The 18164-nt window shown below is 65.2% G+C and carries 27 protein-coding genes; 18 read left to right on the top strand and 9 right to left on the bottom strand.

Translation table 11 applies throughout. The annotated features are described in order from the left end of the window. Both QZ189_RS07170 and QZ189_RS07165 read left to right on the top strand, forming a co-directional pair. A partial coding sequence (locus QZ189_RS07170; protein WP_296421405.1) for a proton-conducting transporter membrane subunit occupies positions 1-626 on the top strand: 626 nt, incomplete at its 5' end. After that, positions 626-1336 carry an ABC transporter ATP-binding protein gene (locus QZ189_RS07165; protein ID WP_010318062.1) on the top strand — a complete coding sequence of 237 codons (711 nt, stop codon included), beginning with the start codon at positions 626-628 and terminating at the stop codon, positions 1334-1336. The genes QZ189_RS07170 and QZ189_RS07165, both read left to right, overlap by 1 nt. Here the strand turns inward: QZ189_RS07165 and QZ189_RS07160 are convergent. From QZ189_RS07160 to QZ189_RS07140, 5 genes are read right to left on the bottom strand one after another with little or no spacing between them, the layout of a single operon-like run. Then, a complete protein-coding gene (locus QZ189_RS07160) occupies positions 1333-2292 on the bottom strand; it encodes a M23 family metallopeptidase (RefSeq protein WP_247479283.1) in 960 nt (319 codons plus the stop codon). The genes QZ189_RS07165 and QZ189_RS07160 overlap by 4 nt on opposite strands. Positions 2293-2311: 19 nt before the next feature. After that, complete coding sequence (locus QZ189_RS07155) at positions 2312-3058, bottom strand: biotin--[acetyl-CoA-carboxylase] ligase (protein WP_296416169.1); 747 nt, start codon at positions 3056-3058, stop codon at positions 2312-2314. Further along, positions 3040-4248 (bottom strand): aminotransferase class I/II-fold pyridoxal phosphate-dependent enzyme, encoded by a 1209-nt coding sequence (locus tag QZ189_RS07150; protein WP_296421404.1) that lies wholly within the window; start codon positions 4246-4248, stop codon positions 3040-3042. The genes QZ189_RS07155 and QZ189_RS07150 overlap by 19 nt, the downstream gene beginning before the upstream one ends. Continuing rightward, a complete protein-coding gene (locus tag QZ189_RS07145) occupies positions 4235-4567 on the bottom strand; it encodes a thioredoxin domain-containing protein (protein WP_010318066.1) in 333 nt (110 codons plus the stop codon). The genes QZ189_RS07150 and QZ189_RS07145 overlap by 14 nt, the downstream gene beginning before the upstream one ends. Before the next feature lie 24 nt (positions 4568-4591). Then, positions 4592-5359: a PspA/IM30 family protein gene (locus QZ189_RS07140; protein WP_296416171.1), complete on the bottom strand. Its 768-nt coding sequence runs from the start codon at positions 5357-5359 to the stop codon at positions 4592-4594. 76 nt (positions 5360-5435) lie between these two features. Here QZ189_RS07140 and QZ189_RS07135 point away from each other — a divergent pair, with 76 nt between their 5' ends. Next, positions 5436-5996, top strand: coding sequence for a DUF721 domain-containing protein (locus QZ189_RS07135; protein ID WP_010318068.1), 561 nt, complete (start codon positions 5436-5438; stop codon positions 5994-5996). On the opposite strand, the gene QZ189_RS07130 is transcribed toward QZ189_RS07135, so the two are convergent. From QZ189_RS07130 to QZ189_RS07120, 3 genes are read right to left on the bottom strand one after another with little or no spacing between them, the layout of a single operon-like run. Continuing rightward, positions 5990-7780 carry a glycosyltransferase family 39 protein gene (locus QZ189_RS07130; RefSeq protein ID WP_296416173.1) on the bottom strand — a complete coding sequence of 597 codons (1791 nt, stop codon included), beginning with the start codon at positions 7778-7780 and terminating at the stop codon, positions 5990-5992. The two genes, QZ189_RS07135 and QZ189_RS07130, sit on opposite strands and share 7 nt — an antisense overlap. Before the next feature lie 26 nt (positions 7781-7806). Continuing rightward, positions 7807-8895, bottom strand: coding sequence for a glycosyltransferase family 4 protein (locus QZ189_RS07125; protein WP_296417618.1), 1089 nt, complete (start codon positions 8893-8895; stop codon positions 7807-7809). Beyond that, on the bottom strand, positions 8892-9827 hold the full coding sequence (locus QZ189_RS07120; RefSeq protein WP_296416185.1) for a DMT family transporter: 936 nt from the start codon (positions 9825-9827) through the stop codon (positions 8892-8894). The genes QZ189_RS07125 and QZ189_RS07120 overlap by 4 nt, the downstream gene beginning before the upstream one ends. A gap of 77 nt (positions 9828-9904) precedes the next feature. On the opposite strand from QZ189_RS07120, the gene sppA reads away from it, so the two are divergent. The 11 genes from sppA (at position 9905) to QZ189_RS07065 (ending at position 16611) form a co-directional block, all read left to right on the top strand. Beyond that, positions 9905-10717, top strand: coding sequence for a signal peptide peptidase SppA (gene sppA / locus QZ189_RS07115; RefSeq protein WP_010318073.1), 813 nt, complete (start codon positions 9905-9907; stop codon positions 10715-10717). Continuing rightward, positions 10714-11085: a chorismate mutase gene (aroH, locus tag QZ189_RS07110; protein ID WP_010318074.1), complete on the top strand. Its 372-nt coding sequence runs from the start codon at positions 10714-10716 to the stop codon at positions 11083-11085. Before sppA ends, aroH begins: the two co-directional genes overlap by 4 nt. Positions 11086-11224: 139 nt before the next feature. Continuing rightward, a complete protein-coding gene (locus QZ189_RS07105) occupies positions 11225-11812 on the top strand; it encodes a DUF2808 domain-containing protein (protein ID WP_296416175.1) in 588 nt (195 codons plus the stop codon). Positions 11813-11869: 57 nt separating this feature from the next. Continuing rightward, positions 11870-12007 carry a 50S ribosomal protein L34 gene (gene rpmH / locus QZ189_RS07100; protein WP_071778002.1) on the top strand — a complete coding sequence of 46 codons (138 nt, stop codon included), beginning with the start codon at positions 11870-11872 and terminating at the stop codon, positions 12005-12007. Between the two features lie 73 nt (positions 12008-12080). Next, entirely contained in the window at positions 12081-12461 is a 381-nt protein-coding gene (gene rnpA / locus QZ189_RS07095) for a ribonuclease P protein component (RefSeq protein ID WP_296416176.1), read from the top strand. Then, on the top strand, positions 12458-12910 hold the full coding sequence (locus QZ189_RS07090; protein WP_247479299.1) for a PH domain-containing protein: 453 nt from the start codon (positions 12458-12460) through the stop codon (positions 12908-12910). The genes rnpA and QZ189_RS07090 overlap by 4 nt, the downstream gene beginning before the upstream one ends. A 41-nt stretch (positions 12911-12951) precedes the next feature. Further along, on the top strand, positions 12952-14088 hold the full coding sequence (gene yidC, locus QZ189_RS07085) for a membrane protein insertase YidC (protein WP_010318079.1): 1137 nt from the start codon (positions 12952-12954) through the stop codon (positions 14086-14088). A gap of 3 nt (positions 14089-14091) precedes the next feature. Continuing rightward, positions 14092-14634 (top strand): DUF177 domain-containing protein, encoded by a 543-nt coding sequence (locus QZ189_RS07080; protein WP_010318080.1) that lies wholly within the window; start codon positions 14092-14094, stop codon positions 14632-14634. Then, positions 14631-16118: an AAA family ATPase gene (locus QZ189_RS07075; protein WP_010318082.1), complete on the top strand. Its 1488-nt coding sequence runs from the start codon at positions 14631-14633 to the stop codon at positions 16116-16118. The genes QZ189_RS07080 and QZ189_RS07075 overlap by 4 nt, the downstream gene beginning before the upstream one ends. 90 nt (positions 16119-16208) lie before the next feature. Beyond that, the gene (locus QZ189_RS07070) at positions 16209-16370 is read left to right on the top strand and encodes a hypothetical protein (RefSeq protein ID WP_010318083.1); all 162 of its coding nucleotides are present in this window, start codon (positions 16209-16211) and stop codon (positions 16368-16370) included. 16 nt (positions 16371-16386) lie between these two features. Continuing rightward, the gene (locus tag QZ189_RS07065; protein ID WP_247479301.1) at positions 16387-16611 is read left to right on the top strand and encodes an RNA recognition motif-containing protein; all 225 of its coding nucleotides are present in this window, start codon (positions 16387-16389) and stop codon (positions 16609-16611) included. Here QZ189_RS07065 and QZ189_RS07060 read toward each other — a convergent pair. Further along, the gene (locus QZ189_RS07060; protein WP_296416178.1) at positions 16608-16769 is read right to left on the bottom strand and encodes a hypothetical protein; all 162 of its coding nucleotides are present in this window, start codon (positions 16767-16769) and stop codon (positions 16608-16610) included. The two genes, QZ189_RS07065 and QZ189_RS07060, sit on opposite strands and share 4 nt — an antisense overlap. A 199-nt stretch (positions 16770-16968) precedes the next feature. Between QZ189_RS07060 and QZ189_RS07055 the strand changes: the two genes are divergently transcribed. The 4 genes from QZ189_RS07055 to QZ189_RS07040 all read left to right on the top strand — a co-directional run bounded on the left by QZ189_RS07055 (position 16969) and on the right by QZ189_RS07040 (position 18096). Beyond that, complete coding sequence (locus QZ189_RS07055; RefSeq protein WP_010318087.1) at positions 16969-17178, top strand: hypothetical protein; 210 nt, start codon at positions 16969-16971, stop codon at positions 17176-17178. Positions 17179-17228: 50 nt separating this feature from the next. Beyond that, positions 17229-17459, top strand: coding sequence for a hypothetical protein (locus QZ189_RS07050; protein WP_010318088.1), 231 nt, complete (start codon positions 17229-17231; stop codon positions 17457-17459). Between the two features lie 259 nt (positions 17460-17718). Then, a complete protein-coding gene (locus QZ189_RS07045; protein ID WP_296416179.1) occupies positions 17719-17919 on the top strand; it encodes a hypothetical protein in 201 nt (66 codons plus the stop codon). A 9-nt stretch (positions 17920-17928) separates the two neighbouring features. After that, positions 17929-18096, top strand: a complete 168-nt coding sequence (locus QZ189_RS07040) for a hypothetical protein (protein ID WP_247479304.1) — start codon at positions 17929-17931, stop codon at positions 18094-18096. Positions 18097-18164 lie beyond the last annotated feature (68 nt).

The raw sequence follows: 18164 nt of genomic DNA, 5'->3' as shown, positions 1-18164 counted from the left end.
GGATGCTGGCCTACAGCTCCATCGGTCAGGCCGGCTTCGTGATGATCGGCCTGGTCTGCGGAACCGAAGACGGTTACGCGGCAATGGTTCTCTACATGGCCGCCTACCTGTTCATGAACCTGGGGGCCTTCGCTTGCATCATCCTGTTCTCCCTGCGCACGGGCAGTGATCGAATCAGCGACTACGCCGGTCTCTACCAGAAGGATCCACTGATCACCCTGGGCCTGAGCCTCTGCCTGCTCTCCCTCGGTGGCATCCCTCCGATGCTGGGCTTCTTCGGCAAGATCTATCTCTTCTTCGCCGGTTGGGCAGACCACCAGTACCTGCTGGTCGTGGTCGGCCTACTGACCTCCGTGGTCTCGATCTACTACTACATCTCGGTGATCAAGATGATGGTGGTCAAGGAGCCCCAAGAGGCCTCTGAGGTGGTCAAGGCCTACCCAGACCTCAACTGGAACCTTGCTGGACTGCAGCCCCTTCGGGCCGCCCTGGTGTCCTGTGTCGTGGTCACGGCCGTGGGCGGCATCCTGTCCAACCCGCTGTTCACCTGGGCCAGTGGTGCGGTCTCCGGCACCCCGATGCTTCAGAAAGCCCTCGCTTCGGCCGCGGGCCTGCCTGTGGGTTGATGGCAAGCGGCACCGGGCCCGTCGTTGCCGAACTCGAGCACATTCGCAAGACCTACGGCAGCGGTGACACCACAGTCATTGCCCTCGATGACCTGAGCATGAGCGTGCGACGCGGTGAGTACGTCGCCGTCATGGGCACCTCGGGCTCAGGCAAGAGCACCGCAATGAACATCCTGGGCTGCCTCGATCGGCCCACCAGCGGCAGCTATCGCCTCAACGGCACCGCCGTTGAGCAACTCTCCGACGATCAACTCGCCGACCTCAGGAACCGCGAACTGGGCTTTGTCTTCCAGCAATTTCACCTGCTCCAGGAGCTGACGGCCCTGGAGAACGTGATGTTGCCCATGGTCTATGCGGGCGTTCCGGCTGAGGAGCGTGAGCAGCGGGGCATCCGTGCCCTTGAGCGGATCGGCCTTGGCGAGCGCCTCTACAACAAACCCAACCAGCTCTCCGGCGGACAACAGCAGCGTGTCGCCCTCGCCCGGGCGATCATCAACCAACCCAACCTGCTGCTGGCGGACGAACCCACCGGGGCCCTCGATTCCCGCACCACCTCCGAGGTCCTGGATCTGTTTGATGAACTGCACCAGCGGGAGGGGGTGACCATCCTGCTGGTGACCCACGAACACGAGGTGGCGGCGCGGGCCCAGCGGGTCGTGCACTTCCACGATGGACGTCTGGTGAGTGCAGGCGCTGGATCCCAGCCCTAGCCCCCAGGTCGCTCCAGGCTGCTGATCAGTTGCCCCATCAACAGGGCCACCGCATCGCTGCCGCGCAGGGCTGAACCGGGATCGAACTCCCCCGGATCAACGGCCACCCAGCCACCGGAAACCGGTTGACGCAGCTCGAAATGCAGGTGGGGCCCTGTGCTCAAGCCGGTGCTGCCCACCCGGCCGAGCACCTCCCCCTGCAGCACCCGATCACCGGCGCGGACATAGAGCTCGGAGAGGTGGCCGTAAAGGCTGCGGCGGCGCGGCCGTTGGTGCTCCACCTCCACCGCCAGGCCATAGCCACCGGCCAAGCCACTGCTCACCACCCGACCGGCCAACGCCGCCACCACCGGGGTGCCCTCCGGGGCCGCCAGGTCATCTCCGGCATGAAGACGCCAGCCCCCAAGCAGGGGATGCAAACGCCAGCCAAAACCGCTGGACTTGAAGGCCGAACCAATGATCGGCAGCAGCAACCGGCGGTTGCCATTACCCGCCACCGGTGCCGGCCGAGGCGTCACCCGAAACACCTTCGCGAGGTCAAAGCGGCCGCCCAGCAAGGCCGACACCGGAACCGACAGGGGAGGACGCCGGGACCCCTCACGCCGCAGACCCCAGCGCAAGGCGATGCCACCGCTGCATTCACGGGCGGAGAGCGCACCGCTGCGACAGGCCTGTTGAAAGGCCCCCACATCCAGGGGCCGGAGCTCCCCTCCGCCCCCCCGCAGGGCCCGACGCTCCGAGGGGGTGACGATGCCCTGGCGCACCAGCGCATCCAGGGACTGATCAAACCGCTTCGGCGGCGGCAGCGCCTGAAGCTGCGGCAGGGAGGGACGCAGGGGCGCCTGCTGCGCCGGCAGGGGCGGCGGCTCCAATGGTCCACTGGGCTCAGACGCAACCGGTCCAGCCAGAAGCACCGGCGTCAACAGCAGCCAACGGAGCCGTGGAGGGCGCATCACATCCGCATCCTAGGAAGCCCTAGAAACGGCGCCTGAGCACCAGCGAACCGGACCCGTTCTGCAGCTGCAAGCCACCGTCCTGGCTGAGGCCCGTGATCGTCCAGTGCTGGCCGTCATGCTCAACGCCACCGGGGTCCCAGAGGCGTTGCTCGGCCTGCCGCCGCACCAGCTCGGGCTGGTCCGCCGCGGCCACGGCCCATTCCAAGGCCCGCAGCACGCGCGCCCCCAAGGCAGCCGGCTGCTGCCTGCCCAGCAGTTGTCCCAGGCTGATCGCCCCCATCGGTACGGCATTGGAGCCATTGAGGCCCAAACCAATGCGGGCGTGGCGAACGGCGCCGGAACGCCAGGCCAGGCGCGGCAAAAATCCACAGAGCTTGCGGCCCGAGACCAACAGATCGTTCGGCCATTTGATCGCCGGCGCCAAGCCCAGCCCCTCCAACTGCAGGGCCAAACCGACGGCCACCGCCAGGGCCAGGGAGGCCGCTCGATCCCCCTCGCAAGGCCAGGGCAAGGCGGCACTCAACCAGATCCCACCGGCGGGAGAAGACCAAGAGCGTCCCTGCTGGCCCTGGCCAAATCCCTGGCGACGAGCCAGCACCACGCGGGCGGCTGAAGCCATGGGATCACGCCGGAGCCACTGATCCAGCTCCCGTTCCGTGCTCGCGCAGATCGGCCGCACCTGAATCCGCCAAGGCAGCGGATAGTCCCCTGGGGTTTGGCGCAACTGCCGCGCCAGAGCCGCGGCGCTTAAAGGCTGCTCAGCCATGCCCCCATGCGCTGGGCGCCGGCCTCCAGGGCCGCCGTGTCATGGACCAAGGCCAAGCGCGCGAACCCCTCGCCCCCCTCCCCGAAGCCGTTCCCGGGGGTCAGGCAGACGCCTGTCGCCTCCAGCAACTGGCCGCAGAACTGCTCGGAGGTCCAACCGCGCTGGCGGGCCTGCTCAGGCAAGGCCAGCCAGAGGTAGAGCGCCATCGACGGGCGCTGCACGGGCCAACCGGCCGCCGTCAACGCCGCGATCATGCGGTCGCGACGCTCCCGGTACACCGGTTTGAGCTGCTCGGGCCAATCGGGCGCCTGCTCGAGGGCCGCAATCCCCCCCGCCTGCAGCGCTAAGGACTGGTTGAAATCCACCACCCCCTTGAGCTGGCGCAGGGCCTGGATCAAGGGTGCAGCACCAATCGCAAAGGCCATCCGGAATCCACCCAGACACCAACCTTTGGAGAAGGAGAAAAACTCAATGCCGCACTGGCGCCAATGGGGGGAGCGCAGCAGAGACGGAGCCTCCCCCTCGAGGGCCAAATCGACATAGGGGTTGTCGTGGGCGAAGACCAGGCCATGGCGAACGGCCCGCGCGGCCGCTTCATCCACCCAGCCCTGCTCTCCCGTGGTGGCCGTTGGGTTGTGGGGAAAGCCCAGGACCATCAACTTGAGCGCATCCCACTCCGCAGCGCTCAGCTGATCAAAGTTGGGGGCAAAGCCCCGCTCCCGCTCCAGACGCAGGAAGCGCGGCTGCGCTGATGCCAAGCGCAGCCCCCCCAGGTGGGAGGGATAGAAGGGATCCAGCAGGAGCGCGGAATCGCCGGGATTGAGCACCGCCAAGGGCAGGTGGGCGGTGCCTTCCTGGGATCCCACCAGGAACAGGACCTCGCTGGCGGGGTCCACCGCCACCCCAAAGCGCCGCTCGGCCCAGGCCGCGACGGCTTCCCGGAGCGGGGCCGTCGCGCCGTGCAGGCAGTAGGAAGCGCTGTCGGGATGGCCTAGGCGTTGGCGGATGGCCTCGATCGCCACCGGCGGTGGTTGGAGATCGGTTGACCCCAAGGACAGGTCAAGTAGGGGGGCCAGCCCGGCCTCTGACCGGGCCCGATAGGCCACCTTGCGTTGGTCATTGCGGGCAAAAACGCCGCTACCTAGCCCACGAACCCGTTCGGAAATCGAGAACGGATCAGAGCTGGGCATCCAAGAAAGCCTGGAGCTGGGGCTTCGCCATGGCGCCCTCGTGGCGGGCGATCTCTTGGCCGTCCTTAAACAGCACCAGAGCGGGCAGGCCCTGCACCTGCATCAAATCGCGGCTCGCTGGGTTGGGGTCAGCCTCCAACTTGCCCACGGTCAGACGACCGGCGTACTCCTGGGCCGCCCAATCCATCATCGGCGCCATCAGACGGCAGGGGCCGCACCAAGTGGCCCAAACGTCGACGAGCACTGGGGTCGAGCACTCCAGCACCTCGGCCTGGAAGTTGGCATCGGTGAGCTGAAGAACGGACACGGCGGCTGTCATGGGTCTGGCGATTGTATGGAGAGCTCAGAGCTTGTCGATGGAACGCCTGAGCTCTTCAAGCTCCGTATCAACCTCGCTCACCTTGACCGGCTGCACCCCCTCAGCACCGGCGGGCAGGGACGGGGCATCGGAAGAACCCGAGAGCTTGCCCTTCAGGGCCTCCAGCTCGGAATCGACCTCAGGTGCCCCCTCCAGGGCGGCGAACTGGCTTTCCAGATCTGCACCGGCCAGTTCAGCGGCGGCCTGACTGCGGGCCTCCAGGGCTTGGACCTTCTCCTCCATCTTCTCGAAGGCAGCCATGGCGGAATTTGTCCCGAGGCTGCCCACTGCGCTCTGCAGCTGCTCCTGGGCTTTGGCCGCCTGGGCCCGCGCCTTGAGCATGTCTTTTTTGGTCTTGGCTTCGGCGATCTTGCTTTCGAGCTGCACCAAGCTCTTCTTCAGCTGATCCACCTGGCCGCACTGGCTCTGCAGCTGGCCCTGCAGTGCGGTGGCGGTGTCCTGACAGGTCTTACGGCGCCCCAGGGCCTCACGGGCCAGGTCCTCTTCGCCTTTTTTGAGGGCCAACTCGGCACGCTCGTACCAGGTTTTGGCCTGGGCATCGGCCTGATCGGCCTGGTTCTGAATCCGCTTCTGGCTGGCGATCGCCGTGGCGACGGCCTGGCGCAGTTTCACCAGATCGGCCTGCATGTCCGCAACCGACTGGTCGAGGATCTTGACGGGATCTTCAGCCGCACTCAGGGCTGCGTTGGCGTTGGCACGAACCAACCGGCCGAGGCGATCAAAAAAGCCCATGGAGCAAGCAGAGCTGAGGCCGAGACTAACCAGCGCAGGCCGCCCTGCACAGCGCCAATTCCCCTAGGGTCTCCCCATGGGCATCGCCCCCCGCAACCAAACGCGACGCCAAGGGGACGTGAACCTCTTGGTGCCGCCGCCCAGGCCACCGATTCAAGGGCTGGGGGACTCCCTGAGCAGCCTGCAGAAGGAGTGGAAGGACGAGGGGAGCTTGGCGGGGCTCTGGCAGGCATGGCCGCGGATCGCCGGCCCCCAGCTCGCACCCCACTGCCGGCCGCTGCGCCTGCAGGGCGGACGACTTGTGGTGGGAGCCCAGCACCCCCAATGGCTCCAGGCCCTTCGCTTTAACAAGCACCAACTGCTCGGCGCCTTGCGTGGCGCTGGATTTGCGGTCAAGGACCTGCAGTTCCAGCAGCACCAAAGCACGCCCTTGCCCCCAGCGGGCAGTGGCCTTGAGGAGGAGATTTGGGCGCAGCATCCCAGCCGTGTGGACGTCTTTGGCATGGGGTCCTGTCCCACCTGCAAACGCCCCTCACCCGTCGGGGAACTCCAGCGCTGGGGGCACTGCAGCTTCTGCCAACGGGACACGATGGATCAAGGGGTCGCCATGGGCACCCCCAGCGAGACCGATCAGTAGCGCTCGGGGCGGGGCTCCTGCCAATCCGGAGCCAAACCCGCCCGTTCCGCCAGGTCCTTAGACCACTGGTTCAGGGCTGGACGGGGAACTCGCCAAAGCTCGTAGAGACCGATCGTTCCCAGGCGCTGGTGCGGCACCCCACGCCAGTGGGGCAAGGTCGCGGTATTGCCGTCGATCACCACCAGAACGCTGGCCCCTGGGGACGCCGGAGACGGTTGCTGGCCGCGCCGCTGTTCCTTGGCCAAACGGTCATTGAGGTTCAGCGGGCCATTGGGCTGCACCCCCTCGTAGACCACCACCTGTTGGGTGTAGTAGTGCAGCGACGGTTTGAGGATGCCCACCATCGCCAGGGGCTCCTGAGGCCGCTGCTGCTCCAGCGCCAGGGAGGCCATACGGCGAATTGGGAGCTGACGTAGGCGGTCCCCCAACTCGACCATGGGCACCAGCGCGGTCACGACAAACGCCCCCATGCCCAACTGCTGAACCAGCAGCCAGCCCCTGCGGGCGCTGGAGGGGCCCCACCAGAGCAGCAGTGCCGCCACCCCACCCACGCCAAAGCAGAGCGAGGCGCGCGTCAGCGCTCCACTGGCCAGCAGGGCCGAGGACAAGGTCGGCATCTCCGGCTCATTAATCAAGGGAACCCAGAGGTTCCCGGCGGCCAGACCGGCCGTCAGCACCCCCACCAGGGCCAAGGTGCTCCCCCTTAGGACCGCGGAGCGCCATCCCGGCCGCAGGTTTTGCGCAGCCAAGGCAATCAAAAGCCCTGCGGCTGGTGTCGCGGGGATCCAGTAGCTGGGGAGCTTGGTGGCCGCTGCGGTGAAAAAGACAAAGACCGCCAGCAGCCAGCAGGCCGCAAAGCGCTGCAGGGACTGCTCGGGGGGGGCCGGTTGGGGACGCAGGGCCCCCACCAGACCAGCCAGCAGCAAGGGGGTGAAGGGCAGCGATGCCACCACCAGCACAGGGAAGAAAAACCACCAGGGCTGGAGGTGGTTGTTGACCACGCCGGTGAAGCGCTGAAGGTTGTGGTAACCGAAAAAGCTGTCCCAGTAGGGCTGCCCTTCCACCAACAGCTCAAGGACGTACCAGGGCAAGGCCACCGCCGCCGTCAGGGCCAGGCCACGCCAGGGTCTCCAAAGGGCCCATAAACCCGGGAGATCACGCTGCAGCAGGGCAAACAGCAGCGCAGTCAGCCCCGCCAGGACCACCGCCACGGGCCCCTTGGCCAGCACGGCCAGACCCAGCACCAACCAGGGAACCCACCAACGGCAGAGGCCGGCGTAGCGCCACCAAAACAGCAGCAGTGCCGCCGACAACAAGCCACTGAAGAGCGCATCACTGACCGAAATGCGGCTCCAGAGCAGGACCAGTGGCGAGAGGGCAAAGGCCAAGGCCGCCGCCATGGCCGTGACGGCCTGCTGGGCCCCATCAGGCTGGCCCTGGGGGCGGCGCAGCAGGGTGAGGGCCATCAGCAGCATCAAACCGATGGAACTGAGTGCTGATGGGAGCCGCGAGGCCCAGGTGCCGAAGGGATTCCAGAGGTCCTGAGCGGGCAGGGCATAGCCCAACCCCATCAGCCAATAGACCAGGGGCGGCTTGTCGTAGCGCGGCAAACCGTTGACCCGCGGCGTCAGCCAATCACCGGTCTCCGCCATGGCCTTGGCGGACGCGGCAAACAGCGGGGGGGTCTCATCCACCAGACCCGTCATGCCGAGCCGCCAAACAAACAGCAGCAGACCGGCAACCGCCACCAGCAACAGCACCAACCAGGGCTTGCGGTTGCGCACGTTGCTGGATCGAAGCAGGCCCGACCCTATCGCCCTTTCCCCATCAGGCCGGCTTCCAACCACTGCTCCAGCCGTTCTGCCAGAACGGCCCTGGAGGCCTGGCGCTCCACCCAGTGCCGGCACTGACGGCGATCGATCTGATCGACCCTCTCCAGCGCCTCTGCCAAGGCGCGGGGCTGGTCGGGTTCCACCAACCAACCATTGAGGCCGGGCTGAATCAATTCACCAGGTCCGCCCCGGCGGTAGGCCACAACTGGCACACCGCAGGCCATGGCTTCGACCACAACATTGCCGTAGGCCTCATTCCACTTCGGGGTGTTCAGCAAGGCCCGGCAGCGACCCAATTGCGCCTGAAGGGCAGCCGTGGGCAGAAACCCCCGCCAATCCAGGGTGCCCGAGGGAACGGAGGCTTCAACCCGCTGGGCGTAAGCGGGGTCCTCCACCAGGCCCCAGACGGCCAGGCGCTGCCCCAGCTGAGCCGCGGCGGCGGCCGCATCCTCCAAGCCTTTTTCAGGCGCCACCCGGCCGACCCAGCCCAACAAGGACTCGGGTTCTAGGCAGAGGTCATAGGCGGAGAGATCAAAGCCATTGCCGACCACAACGGGGGGCTGCGGCAGGGCGAAATCAGCGGCCTGGGTGGCGGTGTGGAAGGCCAGCCGGCGTTGATCCCAGCGGGCCACTTCGGCGATGGCCGCATCCATGGCTTGGTTCACCGAGCCCATGCTCACCAGGTGAAAGATCGGCACCTCAACCAGAGGGGTCAGCCAAAAGGGGAGCCAGTCGTAGCCCAGGTTCAGCACCAGATCGCAGGGCTCCCGCAGGGCCCGTTGCCAAAGCCGCGGCAGCAGTCCCTCAGCTGGCATCAGCACATCCGAAGCCCTTGGGGCGTGCTGGCAACTCTCCTGGGGCGCTCCTGCTTCAGCCAGCAGGGCGGCCCCATCGCAGCTCGGGGGCAAGCGGGAGCCCTCGGCCGCCACGACCGTCAGTTGATGGCCCCGCTCGAGCAGCCCACTCACCAAGCTGGTCAAGGTGAGCTCCACGCCCCCCGCCTTGCCGCTGCCCAGCGGGCCCAGGGCAGGAGCCACCACCAGGATCGACAAAGCGCGCGCGCTCATGGCGTGACCTCCTGCTCCATCGAGTCCGGTTGCCACAACTGGGTGCGGCGGTTGATCAAAACCACGCTCAACAGGGCCAAGGCCGCGCCGAGCCACTGCAAGGCACTCAGGCTCTCCTCGAGCAGAGCCACGCCGCAGAGCAGCGCGAAAACGGGGGTCAAAAAGGTCAGCGCCGTGAAACTGGTCAGCTCTCCATGGTTGGCGAACCAAAAGAACAGTCCGTAGGCCAGGGCGCTGCCGAAGAGGGCGGCGTAGGCCATCAGCAGCCAGCCGGTGCCTGACCACTGCGGCCAGGGGCCCAGGGCTGCGGGGTTCCAGAGCGGCTCCAAGGCTGCCCCCGCCAAAAGAGGCAGCGCCCCCAGGGCCAGGTGCCAGCCGGTGACCGCCACTGGATCGCTGTGGCGGCAGGCATAGCGACTCAAGACCGTCCCCAGGGCCATGGCCAACGCCGCGGCCAACATCCAGAGCTCACCGTGGCTCCAGGCGGTCTCACCGAAGACCTCCGGGCCCATCAGCCACCACTGCCGCAGCAGGGATTCCGGCAGCCCGAGGCAGAGGATGCCGAGCAAGCCCACCAGCAGGCCCACCCAACCCACAGGATTGATCGCCTCGCCAAACAGGCTGCGGGCCAGCAGGGCCACCAGCAGCGGCTGGGAGTCGATCAGGACTGAGCCCAAGCCCGCGCCGGTGCCGCCCAAGCCCCGCGCCAGCAACCCCTGAAAGGCCGTGGCATCCACCACGGCGAACAGGGCAAACCAGAACCAATCGCGGCGATCGACCGCCATGGAGCGACCCAGGACCTGGGCCGCCAGCAAGACCACCAGCCCCGCAGGCAGAAGCCGCATCCAAGCCAAGGTCAGGGGGCCCGCCCCATCCAGCAGGGGCCGCATTGCCGCCATCGCGGTTCCCCAAAGCGCGAAGGGGAGGACCATGGCCAGCCAGCGCAGATTCACCGGCTCCAATCGCCCACAGGCTCCTTTTTAAGATCCAGCCACTGCAGATCGACTCGATGCCCTGGCCCTGGCGACGCAAGTCACGCCGCAAACTCGCGCGGATTGCCATTGAAGGGCCCATTGCCTCCGGCACGCGCAAACGGGTGCTGAAGGCCCTGCGCGAGGTCGAAAAACGCGAATTCCCGGCCCTGCTGCTGCGCATCGACAGCCCCGGCGGAACCGTGGGAGACAGCCAGGAGATTCATGCGGCCCTGCTGCGCCTGCGGGAGAAGCAGTGCAAGGTGATTGCCAGCTTCGGCAACATCTCCGCCTCCGGTGGCGTCTACATCGGTGTGGCCGCCGACAAGATCGTCGCCAACCCCGGCTCCATCACCGGCTCCATCGGTGTGATCCTGCGGGGCAACAACCTCTCGCGCCTGCTCGAGCGGATCGGCATCCAATTTGAAACCGTCAAAAGCGGCATCTATAAGGACATCCTCTCCCCGGATCGCGCCCTCAGCAGTGGCGAGCGGCAGGTGCTGCAGGAGTTGATCGACTCCAGTTACGGGCAGTTCGTCAGCGCCGTCGCCGAAGGCCGGGGACTCAGCGAAGACGAGGTCCGTCGCTTTGCCGATGGACGCGTCTTCAGCGGTGCCCAAGCCCAAGAGCTGGGTCTCGTCGATGCCCTGGGCGATGAAGAACAGGCCCGGCGCCTGGCCTGTGAACTGGCCGAGTTGGACCTGGAGAAAACCAAGCCCATCACCTTTGGGCAGGAGAAAAAGCGCTTCGCCGGGGTCATCCCTGGACGGTCCCAGATCTCCCTGGCCCTGCAGTGGCTCAAGCTGGAGCTGAGCAGCAGCGGCCAACCCCTTTGGCTGCATCGCCCATGAGCCCTGAGCAATCGCTCCGCGCCCTGAGGGGCGCCACCACCGCGACGGCCAACAGCCGTGAAGCCATTCAGGAGGCGGTTAACGAGCTGCTCGACGCTCTGGTGGAGCGCAACAACCTCGAAGGCGCTCAGATTCTTTCGCTGACCTTCTCGGTCACCGCGGATCTGGACGCCTGCTTCCCGGCGGCCATCGCACGGCACCGGCCCGGCTGGGATGGGGTCGCCCTGCTCGACTGCCAGCAAATGGCCGTGGCCGGTGATCTGGAGCGCTGCATTCGCCTCCTGGCCCACGTCTGGCTCGAGCGACCCGCTCGCCATGCCTATCTGCGGGAGGCCGCACGGCTCAGGCCCGACCTCGCCGCCTCCTAAGGCAGTCGCATCTGGTCACAACTGCCAGCTGCCTGGCCGCCCACCGGCCCCGACCTGAACCCCTGCCCCCCTGAGAATGGGCCAAACGGGTCAAGTTTCAGGCGCAATGATCAATCGCAAGCGGATCTCTTTGAAACGAATGTCCCTCAAACAGACAGCGATCAAGCTCGCCGCCGCCTTTGGCTGCGGAGCTGCACTAGCCGGAGCCCAGCTTGGACTGGCTCCCAAAGCAGCCCTGGCCCAGGGAACGCCCAGCATCATGGAGTTCCGCTGGGATAACACCAAGGACTACCGCAAGCTCTACTACTTCACAACGAACACCGTTCGTCAACAGCGCGCTGAATACTATTTTTTGCTCAAACCGAAGGATCGCAAAACCGCGATCTTGAAGCTGGCCATCTCGATTCCCCAGAGCTTCGACACAACGATTGATCCGCAAAAGATCAAGCTCTGCTACATGAAGTCGGGCAGCATGACCAAGCGCACCCGCTGCGAAGAGACCATTCCGGCGACCGTGGAGGTCACCACCGATGGCCGCTCGATTGAGATCTTCCCGGACACCCCCGTGCCCGTCGGCAAGACCATTGGCGTCTACATGCAGGTGATCAATCCGCCCAGCGCAGGCATGTTCCAGCTCAACGCCCTGGCGCAGGCCCCAGGCGCCGTGCCGATCTCGGGTTACCTGGGCAGCTGGCTGATCCAGGTGGACGCCACCTCGGATTTCTGAGTCACCCCAGCTGATAAATTGGGCGATCGACGTTGAAGGCGCAGCCGAGCCGGAGCCATGACCAAGCGCACCCTTGAAGGAACCAGCCGTAAGCGCAAACGGGTGTCCGGTTTCCGTGTTCGCATGCGGAGCCACACCGGCCGTCGCGTGATCCGCTCCCGCCGTAAGCGCGGCCGGGCCCGTCTGTCGGTCTGATCCCCTGAAGCCCTTGCTCTCGACGAGCGAGGGCAGCAACGCCCCCTCAGCCAACCCCGCGTAGCCCCAAGCCATGGCGCTCTCTCGGGAACACAGGCTGAGGGGGCGTTTTGTGTTTGATCGGATCTACCAAAAGGGTCGGCGGATCCACGGCCAGTGGATGGTCCTCAGAACCATGGCCGCCAAGCCCGAACTGCTGAAAACCGATCCACGGGACCACACCCCCTTGAGCTGCCGCCTGGGCGTTGTGGTCAGCAGCAAGGTCAGCAAACGCTCCGTGGAACGCAACCGGTTGCGTCGTCTGCTGCATGGCCATCTCAGCCGACTGATCGCGAACCAAGGCGAGGGGATTTGGCTGTTGATCTCGCTCAAACCGGGTAGTGCGGACACGGAAGAGCAACTCCTCCTGGGAGAATGTTCCGAACTCCTTGCCAAGGCAGGACTGAGACCATGAGCGCTGCCTCCCAACCCGCTCCCGTCGCCCCGGGGGCCAGCATCAATGAGGAGGTCTTCTATGAAGGCGGGCCTGCCAAGGGTGATCTGATCACCAACCTGCTGTTCGGGCTCACCCTGATCGGCATCCCCTTCGCCGTGGGCGCCCTGGTGCGCGCCCTCTGGCTGCGCTTCCGGATCACCAGCCGCCGGGTTGAAGTCACCGGCGGCTGGCTCGGCCGGGACCGCACCCAGGTGGTCTACAGCCAGATTCGCGAGGTTCGTTCGGTCTCCCGCGGCTTCGGCTTCTGGGGTGACATGGTGCTCGTCCTGAGCGATGGCATGAAGTTGGAGATGCGCGCGGTACCCCGCTACCGCGAGGCCCAAGCCTTCATCGAGGCACGGCTGAAATCCGGTCCCGCCGCCAAGAGCTCTGGCACCGCCGGATTCGGTGGCGACGCCGCCGCCTGAGACACTGACTCACACCTCCCAACCCCACCGTTAGCGACGCCGTGATCGGATACATCTCCGACAACCTGCTGCTGCCAATCCTGGATTTCTTCTACGGATTGGTACCGAGCTACGGGCTCGCGATCATTGCCCTCACGGTGGTGATTCGCCTGGCTCTCTTCCCCTTGAGCGCCGGCTCGATTCGCAATGCCCGCCGCATGCGGATCGCCCAGCCGGTGATGCAAAAGCGCCAGGCTGAGATCAAGGCCAAATACGCCAACAACCCGCAAAAGCAACAGGAGGAACTGGGCTCCTTGATGAAGGAGTTCGGCAGCCCCCTCTCCGGCTGCCTGCCACTGCTGGTGCAGATGCCGATCCTGTTTGCGCTGTTCGCAACCCTGCGTGGATCACCGTTTGCCGATGTTCCCTACACCCTCAATCTGAAGGTCCTGCCGGCTGATCAGATCGCTGCTGTTGAACCCAAGCCCTTCAACAGTGCAAGCCACTCCATTTTTGTGACCAGCACCGATCACGTTCCCGTGATCGCCAGCTTGGAGAAGGGAACCAAGCTCGGAGTGGGTGACACCGAGACCGTCAGCCTGCACACCAAGGATGGCGCCAGCTTTGCCTCCGTCCTCAGCGGCGTCGAGAACGGTTCCGCCTTTGCCCCCACCTGGTCTGTGACCAAGGGCGAAGGCCTGGTCAGCGTGGACCAAAACGGCGCGATCCATGCCATCGCCCCAGGTGATGTCACGGTCGAAGCCAAGATCCCTGGATTGGCTGCCCGCAGCGGCTTCCTCTTCATCAAAGCCCTGGGACAGGTTGGCTTCTACACCGATGGCGCCATCAACTGGGATATCGCGATCCTTGTGGGCGGTTTCGGCGTCACCCTCTTCCTGAGTCAGATCCTCTCGGGGATGGGCATGCCCGCCAATCCCCAACAGGCCACGGCCAACAAGATCACCCCCGTGATGATCACCGGGATGTTCCTGTTCTTCCCCCTGCCCGCCGGGGTTCTGCTCTACATGGTGATCGCCAACGTCTTCCAGGCGGTTCAGACCTTCCTGCTGACCCGCGAGGCGCTGCCCGACAACCTGCAGTCGATCCTCGATCAGCAATTGGCTGCCGAAGCCAAAACGGTGACCGCCACGGTCACGGGTAGCAGCCGCATGCCGTTCGAACCGAAGGGCAAGAAATAGGGCATGGGCGACCGTCTCCAGACCGGTGACCCCCTCACTCCCGTTCCGCTCCAGGAGCTCAAGCTGCTGGAGCAGGGCAAGCACTGGACCATCGACCAACGGCTCGGCGAACTCGACAGCCTGACCCCGGTGCGAGGCCAACTCCTCGCCGTGCATCGCGGCAATGTCCTCGAACTGGACGGCGAGGCCAACACCATCGTCACCCTCTGCTGTGACCGCTGCCTGCAGCAGTTCAACCACCCCCTGAGCTTCCAAACCCGCGAGGTGCTTTGGCTGGGGGAGCAGGCCCGGGAGCAGGGGATGGATCTGGAGACCGTGCTGGAGGCCGGCAGCGAGGTGCTGGAACTCGATCCCGATGAACTGACCGAAAGCATGGACCCCCGGGCGGATTTCGATCCAGAGCACTGGGTGTTTGAGCAACTCAACCTCCAGCTGCCGGTCGTGAATCGCTGCGGCGCGGAGTGTCCTGGCCCCAACCTGAAGACAGAACCGGGCGATGGGCCCGTCGATCCCCGCTGGGCTGCCCTGAAGAACCTGCAGCCATGAGCCAGGCCTGGGCGGATCACCTTGATCTCTTGATCCGGGCCCGGACGCCGATCCTCTGGATCCGCAGCCAGGAGGAGGAGAGGATCGCGAACCTCTTGGGCGATGCCGCCAAGCGCCTCGACCAGCGAGCGCTGGCCCGCTGGGATTTCATCAGTGGGCTCAAGGGCTGGCCCGGCCGGGACGGAGAAGCCGCGCGCAATCCGTTGGCAGCCCTGGAGAGCCTCAGCGCCCTCCCCGCTGAGCAGCCAGCCCTGCTGGTGCTGCACGACTTTCACCGCTACGCCGACGACAGCAGCATCTGCCGCAAGCTGCGCAACCTGGCCTCAAGCCTGCGCCAACGGCCGCAAACCCTGGTGATCACCGCGGCGGAATGGCAGCTGCCGCGGGAGCTCGAGGAATGCATCACCCTGCTGGACCTTCCTCTGCCCAACCAACAGGAGATCCAGGCCCTGCTGGGAAACATTGCCCAGGCCAGCGGCCAGGCCATCGGCGCCGATCTTCTGGAGCTCCTCACCCACAGCTGCAGCGGGCTCAGTGAGCAGCGGATCCGTCAGGTCGCCGCCCGCGGCCTGGCCAGTCGGGGACAACTCGGCAGCGCGGACCTCGATGAGGTGCTCGAAGAAAAGCGCCAGGCCATCGCCCGCAGCGAACTGCTGGAGTACTGCCCAACAGAAGCCACACCGGCTGATATCGGCGGGTTGGATGCCCTGAAGCGCTGGCTCGAGCAACGGCACATGGCCTTCAGCGATGAGGCGCGCCGCTACGGGCTGCCGCTTCCCCGCGGGGTCCTACTGGTGGGTCCCCAAGGCACCGGCAAGTCACTGACGGCCAAGGCCATTGCCCACAGCTGGAGCATGCCGCTACTCCGCTTGGATGTCGGCCGGCTGTTTGCCGGGCTGGTGGGAGCCTCAGAAGCGCGCACTAGGGACATGATTCAACGGGCCGAGGCCATGGCCCCGTGCGTGCTCTGGATTGATGAGATCGACAAGGGCTTTGGCAGTGCCGATGGCCGCAGCGATGGCGGCACCAGCCAACGGGTACTGGCGAGTTTGTTGACCTGGATGGCAGAGAAAACGACGGCGGTCTTCGTGGTGGCGACGGCGAATGGGGTGGAGAAGCTACCCGCCGAGCTGCTGCGCAAGGGACGGTTCGATGAAATTTTCCTCTTGGATCTTCCCGATGCCCAAGAGCGTCGAACGATCCTCGATTTGCAACTCCGCCGACGACGTCCCCAACACCACATTCCATTGGATGTGGTGGTTGATCGCACTCAGGGTTTCTCTGGGGCAGAACTCGAGCAGGTGGTGATTGAAGCGATGCACCAGGCCTTCAGCGAATCCCGGGAATTCGCAGAGGCCGACCTCACCAGCGCCGCGGCACAACTCGTACCCCTCTCGCGCACGGCCCGTGAACAATTGGAGCAACTGCAACAGTGGGCCAGCAGCGGCAGGGCCCGCCCAGCTTCAACACATTGCGGCGGGTAAAGAAGATCAACTGCAGGTAAAGAAGTCCGCGGTTCGCTCTCGCCCTTTTTGAAGACAGGCCCAAGCTGCACGGAACGCACCCAAGCGGCAATGGATCAACGCCCCGCCCTGGCTACACAACTGATGGTTGCTGGTCTTGGGGCCGGCGTGATCACCAGCTACGCGGTCGCCCAGGGACAGAATCCCCTGACCGCCCTCAGCATTACGGTGTTCTCAGCCCTGGCAGCCGTCCTGGTGGGCCAGGTCCTCTAGACCCGAGCGCAAGGCCATGCCCGCAGACACGCTTTCAACCAGTCAGCGGGAAAGCCTGATCGATGCCCTGCGTTCCTGCCGGAGCACCCAGGAACGCCTGGCCTTTGCCAAGGACTACGCCCAGACCGGCCGTGAACCGCTCTGGGAATTGATCTGCGACCTACTGATCAGCCGTTCGATCTCCAGGGCCGTGGCGGCCCATTGGCTCAAGGACCTGATCGAAGAAGGCAAATCCTCCTAGCGGGCGCTGCGCTCAGCATCGGCCTTGATCGAGGCCTCGAGCTGGCGGCGCTTGTCTTCAATCAAATGCGCACTGCTGACAAAGGCGCAGGCCGTATGGCCATCTTTGGTCAGGCAAACCTTGTAACCGAGACCATCGGTTGTGGGCTCAAAGTCCATCAAATGCATGCCGATGCGCCATTAGAGCTCGCACGTTGGCGGCCCACAAGGGATTGTCACCAGTAGTGTTCAAACCCTCAGGGGACGGTCGGCCATGGACGGGAGATTGGTGGTCATTGGACTCTTACTGGTGTTCGCTGGCTTGTACGTCTCGGTGTACTTCGTCACCCAGGGCATCACGCCTCCCACCTAGGTCGCCATGCAACCTCCAACGGCTCGCTCCTGGCGCAACTTCGCCATCAAGATTGCGCTCTATTGGCTCGGGAAGTTGTGGATTTGCCAGGTTGATGCGACCAGACCGATCTGCCACATCGTCGAGCGCGGCTTCCTGCCCTGCCTGCTGACCTTTGCGCTGATGGATTTCCTGTTATTGCCGTGGCTGAGGCAACGCCTCCAACGCAGGCGCTAGCAAGCCCCCACAGCAACCGTTAAAACCCAAAAGACCAGGCCAACCGCCGCATGTTCAAGATCTACCGGAAGGTCTCGGAGTTCCTGGCTCGTTTTCTGACGGTGGGGCATCCCCTGCGGATCCCAGCGCTGTTGATCTCGCTGTTGTTTTTCTGCCTGGCCGCCACCTGGACCTTCTGGGCCACCTGGGCCGTCCTCAGCGGTGTGCTGGGCCTCTCCAACCTGATCGGCATCAGCGCTGGCGTGGGGATGAATATCGCGGTGTTGAAGCTGCCCGCTTAAACCCGGCTGAAACGCGCATAGGCCAGGTAACAGAGCAGGGTCAACACCAACACTTGAGCGAACGACGGCACAAAGAAACACGCCACCAGAACGCCAAGCGTCAGTCCCAGAAGACCGGAGGGTTTCATCGAACGGGGTCGGCTCCTCCCCCTTATCCAGCAGAAGTCAGGAGTCGACCAGGGGAAGAAATACTGATGAAACCATCGGCCTTGACATCGCCGCGGCTTTGGCTTGGATCGTCCCTAACGGGAACGGGGCCATGGGCAGTTACTGGTACCAGTTCAACAACGGCGATCTGCTGCGCTCCGAGGTTCTCCCCTCTGAGGTGGACTGCCAGCCCGCACCGGGAACGCAGGGGCAGCTCGTCTACCAGGTGTTCAGCAGCCGCGAGCGCTTCCGGCTCCTCCGCCTCCATCGCAGACAACAAACCGCGGGCGTGGAGTGGGATCAGGCTGCCTAGGCTGATGGGATGACAGCCAGCGGACGGGCCTTCCGTTTCATCCTCTTGATCGTGGGCATTGGCCTCTTGGTCTGGATAACGAGGCAACAACCGCGTCCGACACCCAGCGGCGGCGGCGGACTGCCGGCATCTGGGATGGGCTCTCCCCGGCCCGGACTCCGCAGCTTGGGCTACTGAAGAGAACACCGAATGTTTCGCGACCTCTGCCCGGCCCTCGCCAACAAGACCTACTTCAACTACGGCGG

Origin of the sequence: Vulcanococcus sp. CPBay_Sum15L08_68 (assembly GCF_017855895.1) — a bacterium.
Lineage (GTDB): Bacteria > Cyanobacteriota > Cyanobacteriia > PCC-6307 > Cyanobiaceae > Vulcanococcus.
This window is presented reverse-complemented; position numbering and strand designations above follow the sequence as displayed.